Raw genomic sequence first — 17,471 nt, forward strand, 5'->3', positions numbered from 1 at the left:
ACCGAGTCTGCTCTCTTTTAGCTGAATTTACAGGCAGCACACATGCTCATGGGCAAGAATGGGGGTATGGCAAACATATTTGGTGCTCCCAAGGCCGGCGGGCCCGGCGGAATGGATGAAGCCCGGGCCGTTCCCACCGGCGATACCGTGGGTTCCTACACGTCCTACCTGGATGCCCAGAAGGCCGTGGACTACCTGGCGGACCAGCAGTTCCCGGTCCACATGGTGTCCATTGTGGGGAACGAGCTGAAGATGGTGGAGAGGGTCACCGGCCGCCTGAGCTACCCCCGGGTTGCACTCTCCGGAGCGCTGAGCGGCATGTGGTTCGGCCTGTTCGTGGGTGTCATGCTGTCCTTCTTCGCACCGTCACCGGGGTACTTCTCCATTCTTACCTCAGTGCTGATGGGCGCAGCGTTCTTTATGCTCTTCGGCATCGTCACCTACGCCATGCAGCGCGGCAAGCGCGACTTCACCTCCACCAACCAGGTGGTGGCCACCAGCTACGACGTCGTGGTGTCGCCGGAGGCTGCCCACGAGGCGCGGCGCCTGCTCCAGCAGCTGCCGATGACCCGCTCGGATGCGGCCGCCGGAGGGGGTCCTTACACCCAGCGCGACTACAACAGCCAGCCCTACCAGCAGAACCAGCCCGGCCAGGGTCCGGCCCGCCCGTCAGGGTGGAACGATCCCTACGGCCAGCAGTCCTCCGGGTCCTCCGCACAGGCACATCCGGTCCAGGAGAACCAGGGCCAGCCTGCTGCCGCCCAGGACGCGCAGGAGCAGCCCGCCCCGGCACGGGCAGTACGGTACCCGGACCTGCCGGACGGCCGGCCGCAGTATGGGGTCCGGCTGCCGCAGGCTCCCGCCGCTGACGCCGGCCACCCTGAGGGCGGCCAGCAGCCCACGCAGGGGCAGCGCGTTGACGGTCAGCAGGACGCACCTGAGCAGCACCCGGGTGAGCCGCGGCAGTAGCCTGCGGGCAGCCGAACGGGCGAGGACAAAAACGGGGCTGCCGGAACATATTGTTCCGGCAGCCCCGTTTTTTCGTTGTTGCTTACGCTTCCAGGGCCCCGTCGGCTTCGCGGTAGATGCCCGCCATCCAGTCCTGCACGTCCTCGGCCTTGCGCGGCAGGGCAGCGCTCAGGTTGACCGGGCCGTCTGCCGTCATCAGGACGTCGTCCTCGATCCGGACGCCGATTCCACGGTATTCCTCCGGGATCGCCAGGTCCTCGGCCTTGAAGTACAGTCCGGGTTCGATGGTGAACACCATTCCTTCTGTGAGGATGCCGTCCAGATAGAGCTCGCGTTTGGCCTGGGCGCAGTCGTGGACGTCCAGCCCCAGGTGGTGGCTGGTGCCGTGCGGCATCCACCGGCGGTGCTGCTGGCCTTCGGGACTGATGGCCTCCTCCACCGTCACGGGGAGGAGCCCCCACGCCGCAAGCCGCTCGGCCAGGACGGTGGTGGCTGCGGTGTGGATGTCGCTGAACTTTGCCCCGGGCTGTGCGGCGGCAAAGCCGGCGTCCGCGGCGTCAAGCACTGCTTCGTACACTTTGCGCTGGATGTCCGTGAACTTCCCTCCGGCGGGAAGGGTGCGGGTGATGTCTGCCGTGTACAGGGAATCCGCTTCAACGCCGGCGTCCAGCAGGAGGAGCTCTCCGGCGTGGATCTTGCCGGTATTGCGGGTCCAGTGCAGAACCGTGGCGTTGTTGCCGGAGGCCGCAATGGTGTCGTATCCCAGCTCGTTCCCCACCTCGCGTGCCCGGGCGAAGAAGGCGCCTTCCACCACGCGCTCCCCGCGGGCGTGCGTGAGCGCGCGCGGCAGGACTTTCACCACTTCCTCGAACCCTTCAACGGTGGCTGCCACCGCGAGCTTCATCTGCTCGATTTCCCAGTCGTCCTTGAGCAGGCGCAGTTCGGAGAGGGCTTCGCTCAGTTTTTCGTCCAGGGCATCGAGGACGGCGAGGTCCAGGTTGTCCGGGTCCTTCGCCGTGTTGTAGCGGGCAGTGTCCACCAGCGCGTCGATGTTCTCGTCCACCTTGCGGACCAGCCGGATGGAGATGCCGCCGATTTCCGGGGCGCCCACGTCCTTGGTGATGGCGGTCTCCAGCTGGTCGATGTGGGCCGTTGCCAGGCCAAGGCGGGCCTCGAACTCGGCGAGGGTGGGGCGGGCGCCGATCCAGAATTCGCCGGCCCGGGAGTCTGCGTAGAACTGCTCGGTGTCCCGCCCGGCCAGCGGCCGGAAGTAAAGCGTCGCCCGGTGGTGGCCGCCGTCGTCGCCCTTTCCTTCCGCGACGGGCTCAAGGATCAGGACGGCGTCAGGCTCGTGGTCGAGGCCGAGCCCGGTGAGGTGCGCGAATCCGGAGTGTGGGCGGAAGCGGTAGTCGCAGTCGTTGGAGCGGACTTTCAACGGGCCGGCTGGGATCACCAGGCGCTCGCCCTTGAACTGTCCGGAGATTGCCCGGCGCCGGGTTGCGGCGTAGCCGGCTACGGCGTCACGCTTCGGGAGCTCCTGGCTTGCGGGCGCCCAGTTGCCGGCCATGAAGGCCTTGAAAGCGTCGGAGCTGGGCCGCTGTGAGCGATTGTTGACGCGCTCTTCCAGCGGCTGGAAAGCAGAGGTGGGGGTGTTTTCGGCATCTTTCACGGCACCATCGTCTCACCAGCTCCGCGGCTATGCGAACAGGCGGAGCCAGTGTGCGGACTCCCTGCGGCGCGGGGCCGGCCGGTTGGTGCGGCCGCGCATACGCAGGGTGAACGCCGGGTCAACTACTCTGGACAGGTGAGGATTGACCTGCATGCCCACTCCAATGTCTCGGACGGCACCGAGAATCCCGCAGACGTCATGGCTTCTGCTGCCCGTGCCGGCCTGGACGTCGTTGCGCTGACGGACCACGATTCCACGGCCGGCTGGGATGAGGCGTCCGCTGCGGCCGTTGAGCACGGAGTAGCCCTGGTCCCCGGGATGGAGGTTTCCTGCCGGACGGAGGAGGGCATCAGCGTCCACCTCCTGAGCTACCTGCATGACCCGGAACACCCGGGACTCCTTGAGGAAATCACCAAGGCCAAGGACGCGCGGCATACCCGTGCCGAACGGATGGTCACCCTGCTCGCGGAGGACTACCCCCTCACCTGGGACGACGTCATCCACCATGTAGCCCCGGGCGCTACCCTCGGCCGTCCCCACATCGCGGACGCCCTCGTGGCCGCCGGCGTGGTGGAGGACCGCTCGGAGGCCTTCGCCTCCATCCTCACCTCGCGGTCGCGCTACTTCATCCAGCACTACGCACCCGCGCCGGCCATCGCCGTCGAACTTGTCCGTGCCGCCGGCGGAGTCCCTGTCTTCGCCCACCCCGTGGCGTCCTCGCGCGGGAGGATCGTGGGCGAGCGGGTGTACCAGGAGATGATCGACGCCGGCCTGGCAGGCCTGGAAATCAACCACCGGGACAATCCGGAGGAGGGGCGCGCCTTCCTGCGGCGGCTGGCCAGCAAGCATGACCTCCTGGTCACCGGATCATCGGATTACCACGGCACGGGCAAACCCAACCTGCTGGGGGAGAACCTCACCGATCCGGACGTCCTTGCGCGGATCGAGGAGATGGGGACCGGGACCGCCGTCGTACGCCCCTGATCGCGCGCTGACTCCCCAAGTAAGTAGCGTCAAGTGTCGTTTTGAACCGTCAAAACGACATCTGCTGCTACCTAGTTGGGAGGGTAGGCGGTGAACTGGGCGTGGGCACCCAGGCGCCGGGCCATGATGTCAATGGCCGGCTGGTTCTGGTCCACGCACACAAACCTGCGGTCCATCTTGGCGGCCACCGCGCCCAGCGTTCCGGAACCGGCGAAGAAGTCCAGGCACCAGTCACCGGGCCGGCTGGACGCTGCCACCACCCGGCGGATGAGGCCCTCGGGTTTTTGCGTTGGGTAGCCGGTCTTTTCCTTGCCGGTTGGGGAGACGATGGTGTGCCACCAGACGTCCGTGGGCAGCTTGCCCAGTTCGCGTTTGGCAGGCGTGACCAGGCCCGGTGCCATGTACGGTTCCCGGTCCACCTCGGCGCTGTCAAAGTGGTACTTCGTTGGATTCTTGACGTACACCAGGATGTTGTCGTGCTTGGTGGGCCAGCGGTTCTTGGCCCGGGCGCCGTAGTCGTAGGCCCAGATGATCTCGTTCAGGAAGCACTCCCGGCCGAAGATCGCGTCCAGCATCACCTTGGCGTAGTGCACCTCTCGGTAGTCCAGGTGCAGGTACAGGGTGCCGTCCTCCGCGAGCAGCCGCCACGCCTCCACCAGGCGCGGCTCCAGGAAGGACCAGTAGTCGCTGAAGGCATCGTCGTAGCGGTGGAGCGCGCCCTTGATGGTGTCGTAGGAGCGTCCCTTGAAGCCGACGCGGTCGCCGGTGCCGTCCGCATTGGCCACCATGGTGGTCTGCTGGCGGCTTTGGGCCCGGCCCGTGTTGAACGGGGGGTCCACATAGATAAGCGTGAAGGCGCCGTCCGGCAGCGAGGGGAGGAAGTCCGCGTTGTCCGCGTGGACCACCAGGCTGCTGCCGTCCGGCGCCCAGACAGTGTCAGTCATGAAGGGTATTAGGCCTCGGTGCTGCCGGGCTGTGCAGCGTTTCCGCCGCCCACCACTTCACCGTTGCGGCGCCGGGTGCGGGTGCGGGGGCGCCGGGTGCGTGAAGGCTGCTCGGCCTCGGTTGCAGCCGGAGCGTCACCGGCGGCAGCGGGTGCTGAGGCTGCTTCAGGCGTACGACGGCGGCGCTCACCGGAGCGGGCAGCGGAGTCGCCGCTGCGGCCGCCTTCGCGCTTGGCACCGCGGTCCCTGCTGTCGCGGCCACGGCCATCGCGGTCGCGGGAGCTGCCGGCGTCGCGGCCGCCGCGGGCGTTCTTCTTACCCGTTTCGCCCAGATCCTCGAGCACTTCGGCGTCAACTCCGGCGAGGGTGCGCTTGTCGCGCGGAAGCCGGCCCTTGGTTCCCACCGGGATGTCCAGTTCCTCGTAGAGGTGCGGGGAGGACGAGTAGGTTTCGATGGGCTCGGGCACGCTCAGGCCCAGGGCCTTGTTGATCAGTCCCCAGCGCGGCATGTCATCCCAGTCCACGAACGTGACGGCGGTGCCCTTGTTGCCGGCGCGGCCGGTGCGGCCCACCCGGTGCAGGTAGATCTTTTCGTCTTCCACGCACTGGTAGTTGATGACGTGCGTGACGTCGTCCACGTCGATACCGCGCGCGGCCACGTCAGTTGCCACCAGGACATCCACCTTGTTATTGCGGAACGCCCGGAGTGCCTGTTCGCGCGCACCCTGTCCCAGGTCGCCGTGGATCGCTGCTGCCGCGAAGCCGCGGTCCACCAGTTCCTCGGCAACCTTGGCCGCGGTGCGCTTGGTCTTGGTGAAGATGATGGTGCGGCCGCGTCCCTTGGCCTGGAGGATTCGGGCAACCACCTCGATCTTGTCCATGCTGTGCGCACGGTAGATCAGCTGGCGGATGTCCCGCTTGGTGAGGCCTTCATCGTCCGGGTCAGCGGCGCGGATGTGGGTGGGCTGGGTCATGTAGCGGCGGGCCATGGCAATGACGGGCCCGGGCATGGTGGCGGAGAACAGGAGGGTCTGGCGGACCGCCGGCGTGGCCGCGATCAGGGTCTCGACGTCGGGCAGGAAGCCGAGGTCAAGCATTTCGTCGGCCTCGTCCAGGATGACGATCTTCACGTTTTTCAGGCTCAGGTGCTTCTGCTTGTAAAGGTCGATGAGGCGCCCGGGGGTTCCCACCACAACCTCCACGCCGTTCTTCAGGGCTTCCACCTGGGGCTCGTAGGCCCGTCCGCCGTAGATGGTGGCGATGCGGGCGTTCCGCTTGCGGGAGGCAGTCTGAAGATCATTGGCCACCTGCACCGCGAGTTCGCGGGTAGGGACGATGACCAGGGCCTGCGGTGCGCCGGGGACCGCGAGTTTCTCGTAGCCGGCGTCGTCCCGGCCCACGACCCGCTGCAGGGCGGGGATGCCGAAGCCCAGGGTCTTGCCGGTACCGGTCTTGGCCTGGCCGATAATGTCGTGGCCGGAGAGGGCCACCGGCAGGGTCATGGCCTGGATGGGGAAGGGATGGGTAATCCCGGCGTCCGCCAGGGATTCCACGATGTCGGCGCGGACGTTGAAGTCCGCGAAGGACTTCTCCTCAATCTCGTGCGGCTTCTCGTCGGAGATGATGGTTTCTTCCGGCTCGATCGTTTCGGTGCCGGAGTCGTCCGTCAGAAGCTGGTGGGTATGCAATTCACTCACGTGGAGTTTCCTTATTCATTTGGGCAATGGCGCTGCCTGCTCAACGGGCCGGCCTGGGCCGTTCCGGAGCACGCTCAGGCGCGCAAGCAATTCCAGTGGAAGCCGATCGCGGGCTATCTAAAATGCTGGCACTGGTGACCAGCGGGTGTTTCTCAAGATCGCGTAGGGGCGGGCTTGTTGGTTTCAAATCAAGGAAATCAACGACCGGGCATCCATTTCTACCTCTCCAGTCTAGCCGCAAGGGCAGGGAAACCCGGCTTTGGGCCGCCGTGCCTGCCGGCAGGAAGGAAAACAGCCCGGCTCAGGACAGCGGCGGGACCAGTTCAAAATGCACTTCCCGGGTGGCGATGTCCGAGGACACCAGGCGCACCCGGACCTTAGTGCCGGCCTCCAGCTCGCCGGCGCAGCGCGCCGTGACGGCAGGTTCGGCAATCTGGATGATGCCGGAGCCCCCGTTGCCATTGCCGTTGCGGCCGTTCCCGTTTTTACCGTTGCCCCCGTTGCCGTTCTTGCCGTTGCCGCCGTTCCCGTTTTCCTTTTGGGGCTTGGATCCGGAGATGACGATCGCGTCGAACTCCTGCCCGATGTGGTTGACCAGGAGCGCGGCCTCCACCGTGTCCAGGGCCATGCGCTCCATCCGGGACGCCAGCTGGTCCGAGCCGGCCATGATCTCGGGAAGCGACGTCAGCGCATCACGGACCCAGCCGGGCACTTCGCCGCCGTTGCACAACGCCTCGCAGGTCACCAGGACAAAGCGGTCCACCAGGCGGCGCAGCGGTGCGGTGGTGTGGGCGTAGGCGGCGCCAATGGCTGACTGCACGGCGTCTTCGGGGACCGTGCCGTCGAATGCCGTATACGCAGCGCCCCGGAAGAGCATTCCCGCCGAATGCATGATGGCCAGCTGGCGTGGATCGGTGGGGTCCAGGCTGCGGAGGTATTCGCCGTAGCTCACCTCACCGTCCCATGGCTTTCCGAGGGCCTCTGTCTGGAGCCGGAAATGGTGCAGGGAACGCTCGTCCGGTGAGGGCATGGTGCGGAGGATGCCCACTTTGCCGGCCAGCATCAGCTGCGCCGCCGCCATGCCCGTCATGAGCGAGATCTGGGCGTTCCAGTCTTCCACGGGCAGCTGCGGGGCCGCCGTAATCCGGTAGCCGCCGTCGGGAAGCTGGACGATCTCCTGGTCCGGCATGTTGAGGCTGGCACCGCCTCTGGCGCGCTCCAGCTCCACGCGCTTGAGCCCCACCTCTTTGAGGAGGACCAGGACGGCTGAAGGGCTGCCGCCGTCGAGTTCCGCCTGGGCGCCCTTGTAGCTGAGCTTGGCGCGGCTGCGCATCCGTGCCCGCCTTACCGTCACGGCGGTGACTTCGGCGCGGGTATCAAGGCGGAAATCCCAAACGAAGGCCGAACAGTCCTGCCCCGGCAGGAGGCTTCCTGCACCCTCGCTGATGACTTCCGGGTGCAGCGGAATGCGGCCGTCCGGTGTGTAGAAAGTCTGGCCCCGGCGCCGTGTCTCGGCGTCCAGCGGACCGCCGGGAGCCACGAAGGCGGGTACGTCGGCGATGGCATACAGCACGCGGTAGTCGCTGCCGTCCCGCTCAATGTAGAGCGCCTGGTCAAGGTCTGTGGACGACGCCGGGTCGATGGTAATGAAGTCGATGCCGGTGAGGTCATGGGCTGGCAGCTGCAGTGCCGACACCGCGGCCTCGGCGTCCTTCACGGCATCTTTTGGATACTCGTTCGGCAGCTCAAGCTCCGTCCGCAGGGCGCTGAGTGCAGCCTCGAGGGCGTTGGTGTGCTCGTGGACATTGGGGGCCAGCCGATGATGTGACACGAAAATCAGCGTAGCCCGAATTTCGTAAATTATGCACGGTGCCGGGCACAGAATGCGCCGCAGATCCGGCTCCGCGTCAGGGGCGGGCAGCGTCCAGGGCGCCGAGCAGCGATGCGGCGGCTGCTGCCGGATCATCGGCTTCCGTGATGGCCCGGACCACAACGATCCTGCTGGCACCGGCCGCCACCACTTGCTCCACGTTGCCGTGGTCAATCCCGCCGATCGCGAACCAGGGCACGCCGCCGTCGGGCTTTCCCTGCCCCTGCGCCGCGGAGGCGGCGGCCGCATGCTTCACCAGGTCCAGGCCGACGGCGGCGCGGCCGGGCTTGGTGGGTGTTGCCCACAGGGGGCCCACGCAGAAGTAGTCGAGTGCGGCGGGGCCGGCGGCAGCGGCCAGGGCGGCGTCCACCTGGTCAGGGCTGTGGCTGGACAGGCCAATTGCGGCGTTCCCGTTCAGCAGCGTCCGGGCTGCCTTGAGGGGAAGGTCTTTCTGGCCGATGTGGAAGACCGGGGCGCCGGAGAGCACAGCAACGTCCGCGCGGTCGTTTACTGCCCACAGCCTGCCGTGGCGGACCGCTGCCTCCTTCAGGACGGCCAGGAGTTCCAGCTCCTCGGCGGCTTCGATGGATTTGTCCCGGAGCTGGATGATGTCCACGCCGCCCGCGAACGCGGCATCCACGAACTGTTCGAAGTCGCCCTGGCGGCGGCGCGCATCCGTGCAGAGATACAGGCGCGCATTGTGGAGCCCGGCACTGCCTTCCGCATTGATAAAGGCGTCTGTACCGGACGGACGGGAAGCGGCGGCAGGCGGGTGGGACACATTCATGGGAGCCAGCCTAGTTCCTCTACACTGGGCTCGTACTGCGGGAGCCGCGGCAGCTGTCACAAAGCGCCGGGCTGAGAGGGCGTCAGAGCCGACCGCTTGACCTGATCCGGTTAATACCGGCGTAGGGAAGGAGACAATCGATGCCTCACGCGCATGACGTTACCGGCCGCCCTGCTCCCGGCTCCGCGATCACGGCGGATGTTGCCGTGATCGGCGGGGGAGCGGTGGGCCACGGCATCGCCTGGGAGGCGAGGCGTTCGGGCCGTTCGGTGGTGGTGATCGATGACGTCCCGGGCTCGGGAGCCAGCTGGGCTGCCGCGGGGATGCTTGCACCGGTGAGCGAGCTGCACTACCAGGAGGAGGACCTCCTGGAACTCATGCTCGACGCCTCCGCCCGCTGGCCGGGTTTCGCCGCGGACCTCGCCTCGGCCGCGGGTTCGGATCCGGGATATCTTACGACGCCGACCCTGGCCGTGGGTGCCGACGCCGCGGACAGGCGGGCTCTGCTGGATCTGCGTGCCGTCCAGCTGTCCCACGGGCTCACGGTTGAACCGCTCACCATCCGCGAGGCCCGGCAGCGCGAGCCCCTGCTGAGCCCGGGCATTGCCTGTGCGCTGGATACCCCGGCGGACCACCAGGTGGATCCCAGGCTGCTGGTGGTTTGCCTCCGCCGCGCGTTGGCCCGGCATGCCGGCGGGACGGCAGGCAACCGAAGTCATGTGCCGGGCGCCGTCGACGGATACGCGGTGCCGGACACGGCAGCCGGCCTGCTCTGGAAGGACGGCGCCGTTGCCGGAGCAGTCCTGGAGGGCGGTGGGACCGTCCTGGCCGGGGAGACGGTGGTGGCCAACGGACTGCACGCCGCGGAACTTGCAGGACTGCCGGCGGGCCTGCACCTTCCACTGCGGCCGGTGTACGGGGACATCCTGCGGCTCGCAGTACCTGCCCACCTGCGGCCACTGGTGGCCTCAACTGTCCGTGGGCTGGTCCGCGGGACCCCCGTGTATATCGTCCCCAGGCAGGACGGAACCGTGGTGGTCGGGGCAACCCAGCGTGAGGACGCGCTGGGAAGGGACGCAGGCTCCAGCGCGGGGGCGGTGTCTGCCGGGGGCGTGTACCAGCTTCTCCGCGACGCGCAGGTGCTTGTGCCCGCCGTCGCCGAGCTTGAGCTGCTCGAATGCGCGGCACGTGCCCGGCCCGGCACACCGGATAACGCCCCGCTGCTCGGACGGGTGCCCCTGCCCGGCGAGCCCTCCGCAGGCCGCCAACCCGCACCCCAAGTGCCCAACGCTCCGGGGGCCGGCCACGTGCCGGGGCTCATTGTTGCCACCGGGTTCTTCCGCCATGGCATCCTGCTCACCCCGGCCGCGGCCGCAATCTGCCGCGAACTCCTGGACGGCAGGGAAGACCCCCGCTGGGCCCCGTTCAACCCCGGCCGGTTCTGCGCGGCTCCCTCCCACCCGGCTGACGCGGCCCGCCCACTCAACATCTAGGAGACAGCATGAACATCACCCTGAACGGAACCGGCCGCACCGTGGCCGGCGATTCGTCCATCGCGGCGCTCGTCAGCGAGGTCACCGGCCGTCCACTGGCCGCTGACGGCCGGGCCACGGACGGCCGGAAGCTGGGCGTGGCCGTGGCCCGCAATGCCCAGGTTGTGCCCCGCAGCCTGTGGTCCGCCACGGCGCTCGCCGAGGGCGACGACGTCGAACTTGTCACGGCAGTACAGGGAGGCTGAGCACCATGACCGAAACCACCATCAACAACAGCCAGCTCTCCGGCCTCGATGACCCGCTGGTCATAGACGGCGTCCCCCTGGCATCCCGGCTCATCATGGGCACCGGCGGCGCGCCCAGCCTGGACGGGCTGGGCGCCGCACTCCTGGCTTCCGGCACTTCACTCACCACCGTGGCCATGCGCCGCTATTCGCCGGACGAGGCAGGCTCGCTCTTCCAGCTGCTGGTGGACCACGGCATCCGGGTCCTGCCAAACACCGCAGGGTGCTTTACGGCGCGTGACGCTGTCCTCACTGCCGAACTGGCCCGGGAAGCCCTCGAAACCGACTGGGTGAAGCTCGAGGTCATCGCAGACGAACACACCCTCCTGCCGGACGCCGTTGAGCTTGTGGACGCCACAGAGCAGCTGGTCAACAGGGGGTTCAAGGTCTTCGCGTACACCAATGACGATCCTGTCCTGGCCCTGCGGCTCGAAAACCTCGGCGCCACCGCCGTCATGCCGCTTGGCTCGCCGATCGGGACCGGCCTGGGCATCCTCAATCCGCACAACATTGAACTCATTGTGTCCCGGGCCTCGGTCCCTGTGGTGCTGGACGCGGGCATCGGTACTGCCTCCGACGCCGCCCTCGCGATGGAACTGGGCTGTGACGCCGTGCTCCTGGCCACGGCGGTGACGCGGGCGCAGAACCCTGCCCTGATGGGGGAGGCCTTCAAGCACGCCGTCATCGCCGGTAGGCTGGCGAAAGCGGCGGGCCGCATACCCCGCCGTGAACACGCGCTGGCGTCGTCGGCAATGGAGGGCCGGGCCGAGTTCCTGTAGCCCGCATTCTGGCGGCCGCGCCCTGATCCCAGGAGCAGCAGTGGCCGGCAAAGACGCACTTCCCCCGGAACGCATCGATGAAGCCCTGGCTGGGCTGCCTGACTGGCGGGCCGGCAACGGCGGGTTGGTCACCGTCTTCAAGATGCCGACGGCGGCTGCCGCACTTACGGTGATTGCCGACGTCGGACGCCTGGCCGAGGAGCAGAACCACCATCCGGACCTCGACTGGCGCTACAACCGAATCTTCATCCGCTACACGTCCCACGACGCCGGGGGACAGGTGACGGCGAGGGACCTCGCGGCAGCCGCGGGAGCAAGTGCAGCAGCGGCAGCGGCGGGGGCCGTGGCCGAGCCGGCGAAGTACGTGCAGGGGCATTAGGTGCCCGTACAGCCCCAAGTGCCCGCACCGTGTAGCAGAGGGGTCACCACGCGGCCGCGTTCACCAGGCACTGTGACCTCTAAACGGCAGTGGCCGCCACCCCGAGGGGTGGCGGCCACTTTTGTCCAGCGTGCGCAAGGTTCTGCGCTCGTCCACGTTCCTGGCCGGCTTCAGGCCCGCAGGATCGCTGTCAGCCGTTCCGTATCCTGCCGCGCACGTGAGCGGCCAAGGTAGATGGCGGCCGCTGTTGCGGCCGCGGCTCCAAGGACGATCGGCAGGACCCAGGGGATCCAGGTGAGTCCCGGCAGGTAGCCGAATCCGGCGGCCATCAGGATGATCCAGGCCAAGGCTGCAACGGCCACGGAAACCCCGGCGGGCACGCCGGCCCCGTACTTGGCATGCCGCTTGTCGTTTGCCCAGACAATAAAGCCTGCGGCGGCGGCTGCCAGTACAACGATGGTCAGCGAAAGCATGGTCCTCCTTGGGCTACGGGTGGTTCTTCGGCAGGCCCTAGAACTGGCCGAAACCTACGCGCCGTGCCTCTTCGGCCCCGATTTCCACGTAGCCCAGGGCGTTTCCGGGAACAATGATCAGGCGTCCCTTGTCATCCTTCAGGCGGAGTTCGCTGCCCTTGGTGATGGCATCCTCCACTATCTTGGCTACCGAATCCGCATCCTCGTTTGATTCCAGTACGATTTCGCGGCCGATATTCTGAACGCCGATCTTAATTTCCACAGGGGCCTCCCAGCCATTCACGTTGCTTGGTTATGTCTTATTTGTAGTCTAGGACTCTTTGGGGAAGCGAGAGATTCCGCGCCAAGCTAAACGGTAGATGAGGTCGCTGGCGACATCGAGGTCCAGGTTGCCGTCCGTTTCAAGCCAGTAACGGGCACTGACCTGCGCCATTCCAGCGAGTCCCCGGCCCAGGAGCTGCGCCTCAAGGTGGGGGAGCTTGGTGTCTTCGGCGATGACGCGCGCGATGGCGTCGGCAAACGTCCTGTTGAAGGTTTCCAGCCGTGCGCTGACGTCCGGGTCATTTATCAGGTCCGACTCGAACACCAGCCGGTGGGCCTGGTCGTCGTTGGCGATGAACTGGAAATAGGCCCGCATGACGGCCTGGACGCGTTCGTCATTGTCCGTGGTGGAGTTCAGCGCCCCCAGCATGAGGTCGGTCAGGGACGCAAGGTGGCTTTCGAGCAGGGCGAGGTACAGCTCCCGTTTTGAGGGAAAGTGCTGGTAGAGCACCGGTTTGCTGACGTGCGCCGTCTCGGCGATCTCGTCCATGGCTGCACCGTGGTAACCGTTGGCCACGAAGACTTCCTGGGCTGCCATGAGCAGCTGGGCGCGGCGTTCGTCCCGTGGAAGCCTGGCCGACCGTTGGCCTGCAGGACGCGAGGGCGTTTGCGGTTCGACGGCCGGCGGGCGGTTAGCCCGTGCTTCATGGACCACGGTTGTCCTTCTTTCGTTGCAGTTACCTCCACTTTACTGCGGGGTAATATGACCGGGCGGTATCCCGGGGCATACATTGAAGTATGGCCTCGACGTTCATTGCAAATGTTTCAACTGTGTCCTTGGATCCGCTGGTGGAACCGGCAGCCGACCTCACCGCCGCAGAGGTGGAGCGCTATTCGCGGCATCTCATCATCCCCGAGATCGGCGCCATCGGGCAGCGGCGGCTCAAGAACGCAAAAGTGCTGGTCATTGGGGCCGGCGGGCTCGGATCGCCTGCGCTGCTGTACCTCGCCGCCGCCGGGGTGGGGACGCTGGGAATCATTGACGATGACGACGTTGACCTTAGCAACCTGCAGCGCCAGGTCATCCACGGGGTGGCAGACGTTGGCCGGCCCAAGATCGAGTCGGCACGCGATGCCATCGCGGCACTGAACCCCCTGGTGGACGTCCGGCTGCACAATGTCCGGCTGGATGCCTCCAACGCACTGGAACTGTTCGCGGGCTACGACCTCATCCTGGACGGTGCGGACAACTTCGCTACCCGCTACCTGGTTAATGACGCTGCAGCCATCCTGGGCAAGCCGTACGTCTGGGGTTCCATCTTCCGTTTTGACGGCCAGGTCAGCGTGTTCTGGGAAAAGCATGGGCCCACGTACCGTGACCTCTACCCTGAGGCACCCCCCGCCGGCTCTGTGCCGTCCTGCGGCGAGGGCGGCGTGTTCGGCATGCTGTGCGCGGCCGTGGGGTCGCTGATGGTGACCGAAGCGGTCAAGCTGATCACCGGCGTCGGACGTTCCCTGCTGGGCCGGGTGGCGCTGTACGACGCCCTCGGCGGAAGCTGGCGGGAGATCCGGGTATCCAAGGACCCGGCGGCGGAGCCGATTACGGAACTGACCGACTACGAGGCGTTTTGCGGGATTGAGCCGGCAGGGCAGGCGGATACCGAACACTCGGTAACGGCCACGCAGCTGGCCACCATGCTGGCCTCGCGGAAAGCCGGCCTCAAGGACTTCGACCTGGTGGACGTGCGGGAACCGGGCGAGTACGACATCGTCCGGATCGACGGCGCTGTGCTGATCCCGCAGGGCCGGATTCTGGCGGGGGAGGCCTGGCCGGAGATTCCCCAGGACCGGGACGTGGTGTTCCTCTGCAAAGCCGGTACACGGTCCGCCAACGTCCTGGCCGCGGCCAGGAAAGCGGGCTACCAGCGGGTCAGCCATCTCGACGGCGGCATTCTCGCCTGGGTGCGTGAGGTGGAACCCAACAAGCCCGTCTACTAGGACGCTCTCTCCCTTGATGTCGGTTAAACCGAAACGCTCTATCAGTTGATGTGGGTTGACCTGAAGCGCTCTATCACTTGATGTGGGGCGAACTGAAACGCTCTATCACTTGATGTGGCTTGGACCGAAACGCTCTATCACTTTCCTGCAGGAGGTGAACGAGCGTTGGCGAAAACGGCGCAGGAAGTGCGAGAGCGTTGGCGAAAAGGGCGCATCAATGGAGAGAGCGTTGGCGAAAACGGCGCAGGAAGTGCGAGAGCGTTGGCGAAAACGGCGCAGGAAGTGCGAGAGCGTTGGCGGGGGAGGGCGGATCAGGCGGTTTCGAGGCCGCGGTGGTCCACCGGGCATTCGGCTTGAGGGGCCGCAGCCGCCGGCTGCTCCACGGTGATGCCGTAGAGGGCCTCCAGGGCTGCCACGTAGTCGTCCTGCTGGCCGTTTGCGGCGAGCTCGCGGGCGCGCACCGTGGGCACATGGAGGAGCTGCTTGACCATGCGGCGAAGCGCAAACTCCACTTCCTCGGCAGCGGCGGTGCAGCCGTGCCGGGCCCGGACCTTTTCCATTTCCGCGTCCAGGACGCTCATGGTGTGCCGGCGCAGGGCAACGATAGCGGAATCCACGGACCGGACCTCGCGCTCGTGCTCGAAGGCCTTCGCGGCGCCGCTCACAATGCCGCTGGCCTGGGCCAGCGATTCAGCCTGCTCCTGGGGGGCGGCGAGGCGCACCGACTCCAGGGTGAGGAGCTCAACGCCATCAAGTTCGCCAACTCCGGGGTCGAAGTCATGGGTAAGCGCAAGGTCGATGGCAATCAGCGGCTGCGGGGAGTTCGCCCGGACATCAGCCAGTTCATCGGCCTCCACCCTGGTATCGGAACCGCTGCAGCCGATCATGACATCAGCCGCAGCCACGGCCGGGCGGAGGGAGTCGGCGTCAAGCGCGGTGCCGCCACGGGTGGCCACAAAACCTTCGGCACGGCCGGAAGAGGAAAAGACCGAGATGTCCGTGCAGCCGCGTTCGCGCAGGAGCGCCATGGTGGCACCGGCGTAGGCTCCCGTTCCGAACACCACCACTTTCTTGCTGGACCAGTCCGGATTCTCGGACAGGTCAGTTGCCAGGTCCAGGGCGACCGAGACGATGGACAGGCCCCGTGAGCCGAGGGCGGTCTGCGCGCCAACATCCTTGGCAGTTTTTGAGGCCGCCTGGAACAGCCGGACCAGGCCGGCGCTTGCCGTGCCTTCATGCTGGGCGGTGATGAGTGCCCGCCGGACCTGCCCGGCGATTTCACGCTCTCCGACGACGGCGGAGTCCAGGCCTGCGCTGACGGCAAAGAGGTGCTGGCTGACTTCCGGACCGGTGCGGGTACTGAAGGAGCGTGAGACTAGGGGTTCGCTTAGTCCACTGACGTCGCTGATCTGGGCCACCAGGGCGGCGCGGGCTGCCTCTACATCATCCGGATGGGGTGCCTCGCCGTAGATCTCGTAGCGGTTGCAGGTGGCAAGGACAATGGCACCCGTCACTGCCGGCGATCCGGAAAGGGCGGATGTGGCGATCCCCGAGGAACCGTTGCTCAACTGAGCAACGGTCTCAAGATCGATGTCGGCGTGTGTAGCCACCAATGAAAAAAGAACCACAGCAGGACAATCATAGCTTTTTCGTTACTCGGTAGAACAACTCCGGGCGCGGACTGGGGCAGGCGGAGGCTGTGATTCCTGACACGGCGCGGCCAAAGCACCTTCGGATGACACTTTGTCGTTATCTTTTGGAGCCGATTTTCGGCACAATCAAAGGCATGACTTCCAGCCCCGCCATGTCCCCTGCCGGTGCCCTCGCCGCAGACCACCCGCTGCTGGACGGCCGCACCGCAGATTCCCCGCTGATTACGGCATACCGTGGAGGCAAACCGTCCCGGCGCCCCGTCTGGTTCATGCGGCAGGCCGGACGTTCGCTGCCTGAGTACCTCAAGGTCCGCGAAGGTGTTGCCATGCTGGACTCCTGCCTGCGCCCGGAGCTGGCTTCCGAGATTACGCTCCAGCCCGTCCGCCGCCACGACGTCGACGCTGGCATCTTCTTCTCGGACATTGTCATTCCCCTGAAGCTTGCCGGAGTCGGCGTGGACATCGTGCCTGGCGTGGGACCGGTCCTGGACAGCCCGGTCCGCACGGCCGCAGACGTGGCAGCGCTGCCCCAACTTACCTGGGAATCACTGGAGCCGATCCGTGAAGCGGTCCGCCTCACTGTGGCCGAGCTCGGCAGCACCCCGCTGATCGGCTTCGCCGGTGCACCGTTCACGCTTGCGGCCTACATGGTGGAGGGCAGGCCGTCCCGTGACCACCTGGGTCCGCGGACCATGATGCACGCCGACCCGGAAACCTGGAACGCCCTGGCCAACTGGGCCGCCGACGCCTCCGGCATGTTCCTGCAGGCACAGCTCGAGGCCGGCGCTTCCGCAGCCCAGCTGTTCGACTCGTGGGCCGGTTCCCTGGGCCTGGCGGACTACACCAGGTATGTGGCGCCGGCCTCTGCACGCGCCCTGGACCATGTGCGGCACCTCGGTGCTCCGCTGATCCACTTCGGCACGGGCACGTCAGAGCTCCTGGTGGCCATGCGCGACGTCGGAGTGGACGTGGTGGGCGTGGACTACCGGCTCCCGCTCGATGAGGCAAACCGCCGGCTGGGCGGCACGGTGCCGCTGCAGGGAAACATCGACCCCGCCCTCCTGCCGGCCCCCTGGGACATCCTCGAAGCGCACGTCCGCGAGGTCATAGCCGCCGGCGCGGCAGCCCCCGGGCACGTGGTCAACCTGGGGCACGGCGTTCCGCCGGAGACGGATCCCGCCGTCCTCACCCGGGTGGTCGAACTCATCCACTCCATCTCCCCGGAGTAACCC

Annotated in this window: 17 protein-coding genes and 1 riboswitch; of the genes, 8 read left to right on the plus strand and 9 right to left on the minus strand. The window is 66.8% G+C overall.

What is annotated here, in order from left to right; genetic code table 11:
* The first annotated feature begins 66 nt into the window (after nt 1–66).
* Complete coding sequence (locus WHH00_RS05885; protein WP_406637297.1) at nt 67–969, plus strand: general stress protein; 903 nt, start codon at nt 67–69, stop codon at nt 967–969.
* Nucleotides 970–1,051: 82 nt separating this feature from the next.
* On the opposite strand, the gene WHH00_RS05890 is transcribed toward WHH00_RS05885, so the two are convergent.
* On the minus strand, nt 1,052–2,638 hold the full coding sequence (locus WHH00_RS05890) for an aminopeptidase P family protein (protein ID WP_406637299.1): 1,587 nt from the start codon (nt 2,636–2,638) through the stop codon (nt 1,052–1,054).
* Nucleotides 2,639–2,773: 135 nt separating this feature from the next.
* Here WHH00_RS05890 and WHH00_RS05895 point away from each other — a divergent pair, with 135 nt between their 5' ends.
* Nucleotides 2,774–3,622 (plus strand): PHP domain-containing protein, encoded by an 849-nt coding sequence (locus WHH00_RS05895; RefSeq protein WP_406637301.1) that lies wholly within the window; start codon nt 2,774–2,776, stop codon nt 3,620–3,622.
* Between the two features lie 71 nt (nt 3,623–3,693).
* Here WHH00_RS05895 and WHH00_RS05900 read toward each other — a convergent pair whose 3' ends face one another.
* From WHH00_RS05900 to thiE, 4 genes are all read right to left on the minus strand, one after another.
* On the minus strand, nt 3,694–4,566 hold the full coding sequence (locus tag WHH00_RS05900; protein ID WP_406637303.1) for a DNA-methyltransferase: 873 nt from the start codon (nt 4,564–4,566) through the stop codon (nt 3,694–3,696).
* Nucleotides 4,567–4,574: 8 nt separating this feature from the next.
* Nucleotides 4,575–6,263: a DEAD/DEAH box helicase gene (locus tag WHH00_RS05905; RefSeq protein WP_406637305.1), complete on the minus strand. Its 1,689-nt coding sequence runs from the start codon at nt 6,261–6,263 to the stop codon at nt 4,575–4,577.
* 301 nt (nt 6,264–6,564) lie between these two features.
* The gene (locus tag WHH00_RS05910) at nt 6,565–8,094 is read right to left on the minus strand and encodes an RNB domain-containing ribonuclease (protein WP_406637307.1); all 1,530 of its coding nucleotides are present in this window, start codon (nt 8,092–8,094) and stop codon (nt 6,565–6,567) included.
* A 76-nt stretch (nt 8,095–8,170) separates the two neighbouring features.
* Nucleotides 8,171–8,920: a thiamine phosphate synthase gene (gene thiE / locus WHH00_RS05915; RefSeq protein WP_406637309.1), complete on the minus strand. Its 750-nt coding sequence runs from the start codon at nt 8,918–8,920 to the stop codon at nt 8,171–8,173.
* A gap of 27 nt (nt 8,921–8,947) precedes the next feature.
* A riboswitch (TPP riboswitch) is annotated at nt 8,948–9,065 on the plus strand.
* Here thiE and WHH00_RS05920 point away from each other — a divergent pair.
* From WHH00_RS05920 to WHH00_RS05935, 4 genes are all read left to right on the plus strand, one after another.
* On the plus strand, nt 9,061–10,413 hold the full coding sequence (locus tag WHH00_RS05920; RefSeq protein WP_406637311.1) for an FAD-dependent oxidoreductase: 1,353 nt from the start codon (nt 9,061–9,063) through the stop codon (nt 10,411–10,413). It overlaps the preceding riboswitch by 5 nt.
* 8 nt (nt 10,414–10,421) lie before the next feature.
* Nucleotides 10,422–10,658, plus strand: a complete 237-nt coding sequence (thiS, locus tag WHH00_RS05925; protein ID WP_231456398.1) for a sulfur carrier protein ThiS — start codon at nt 10,422–10,424, stop codon at nt 10,656–10,658.
* A gap of 5 nt (nt 10,659–10,663) precedes the next feature.
* On the plus strand, nt 10,664–11,476 hold the full coding sequence (locus WHH00_RS05930; protein ID WP_406637313.1) for a thiazole synthase: 813 nt from the start codon (nt 10,664–10,666) through the stop codon (nt 11,474–11,476).
* 40 nt (nt 11,477–11,516) lie between these two features.
* Nucleotides 11,517–11,855 (plus strand): 4a-hydroxytetrahydrobiopterin dehydratase, encoded by a 339-nt coding sequence (locus WHH00_RS05935; RefSeq protein ID WP_406637315.1) that lies wholly within the window; start codon nt 11,517–11,519, stop codon nt 11,853–11,855.
* Between the two features lie 170 nt (nt 11,856–12,025).
* Here the strand turns inward: WHH00_RS05935 and WHH00_RS05940 are convergent, their stop codons facing one another.
* The 3 genes from WHH00_RS05940 to WHH00_RS05950 are packed head-to-tail and all read right to left on the minus strand — an operon-like array spanning nt 12,026 to nt 13,304.
* Nucleotides 12,026–12,328 (minus strand): hypothetical protein, encoded by a 303-nt coding sequence (locus WHH00_RS05940; protein ID WP_231456290.1) that lies wholly within the window; start codon nt 12,326–12,328, stop codon nt 12,026–12,028.
* A 37-nt stretch (nt 12,329–12,365) separates the two neighbouring features.
* Entirely contained in the window at nt 12,366–12,590 is a 225-nt protein-coding gene (locus WHH00_RS05945) for a DUF3107 domain-containing protein (RefSeq protein WP_104185044.1), read from the minus strand.
* A gap of 48 nt (nt 12,591–12,638) precedes the next feature.
* Entirely contained in the window at nt 12,639–13,304 is a 666-nt protein-coding gene (locus WHH00_RS05950; protein WP_231456289.1) for a TetR/AcrR family transcriptional regulator, read from the minus strand.
* Between the two features lie 83 nt (nt 13,305–13,387).
* On the opposite strand from WHH00_RS05950, the gene moeB reads away from it, so the two are divergent.
* A complete protein-coding gene (gene moeB, locus WHH00_RS05955) occupies nt 13,388–14,587 on the plus strand; it encodes a molybdopterin-synthase adenylyltransferase MoeB (RefSeq protein ID WP_406637318.1) in 1,200 nt (399 codons plus the stop codon).
* Between the two features lie 311 nt (nt 14,588–14,898).
* Here moeB and WHH00_RS05960 read toward each other — a convergent pair whose 3' ends face one another.
* Nucleotides 14,899–16,215 (minus strand): glutamyl-tRNA reductase, encoded by a 1,317-nt coding sequence (locus tag WHH00_RS05960; RefSeq protein ID WP_406637320.1) that lies wholly within the window; start codon nt 16,213–16,215, stop codon nt 14,899–14,901.
* Nucleotides 16,216–16,373: 158 nt separating this feature from the next.
* Between WHH00_RS05960 and hemE the strand changes: the two genes are divergently transcribed.
* The gene (hemE, locus tag WHH00_RS05965; RefSeq protein ID WP_406637322.1) at nt 16,374–17,468 is read left to right on the plus strand and encodes a uroporphyrinogen decarboxylase; all 1,095 of its coding nucleotides are present in this window, start codon (nt 16,374–16,376) and stop codon (nt 17,466–17,468) included.
* The last annotated feature ends 3 nt before the right edge of the window (nt 17,469–17,471 follow it).

The sequence above is a fragment of the Pseudarthrobacter quantipunctorum genome (assembly GCF_045291495.1).
GTDB lineage: Bacteria > Actinomycetota > Actinomycetes > Actinomycetales > Micrococcaceae > Arthrobacter > Arthrobacter quantipunctorum.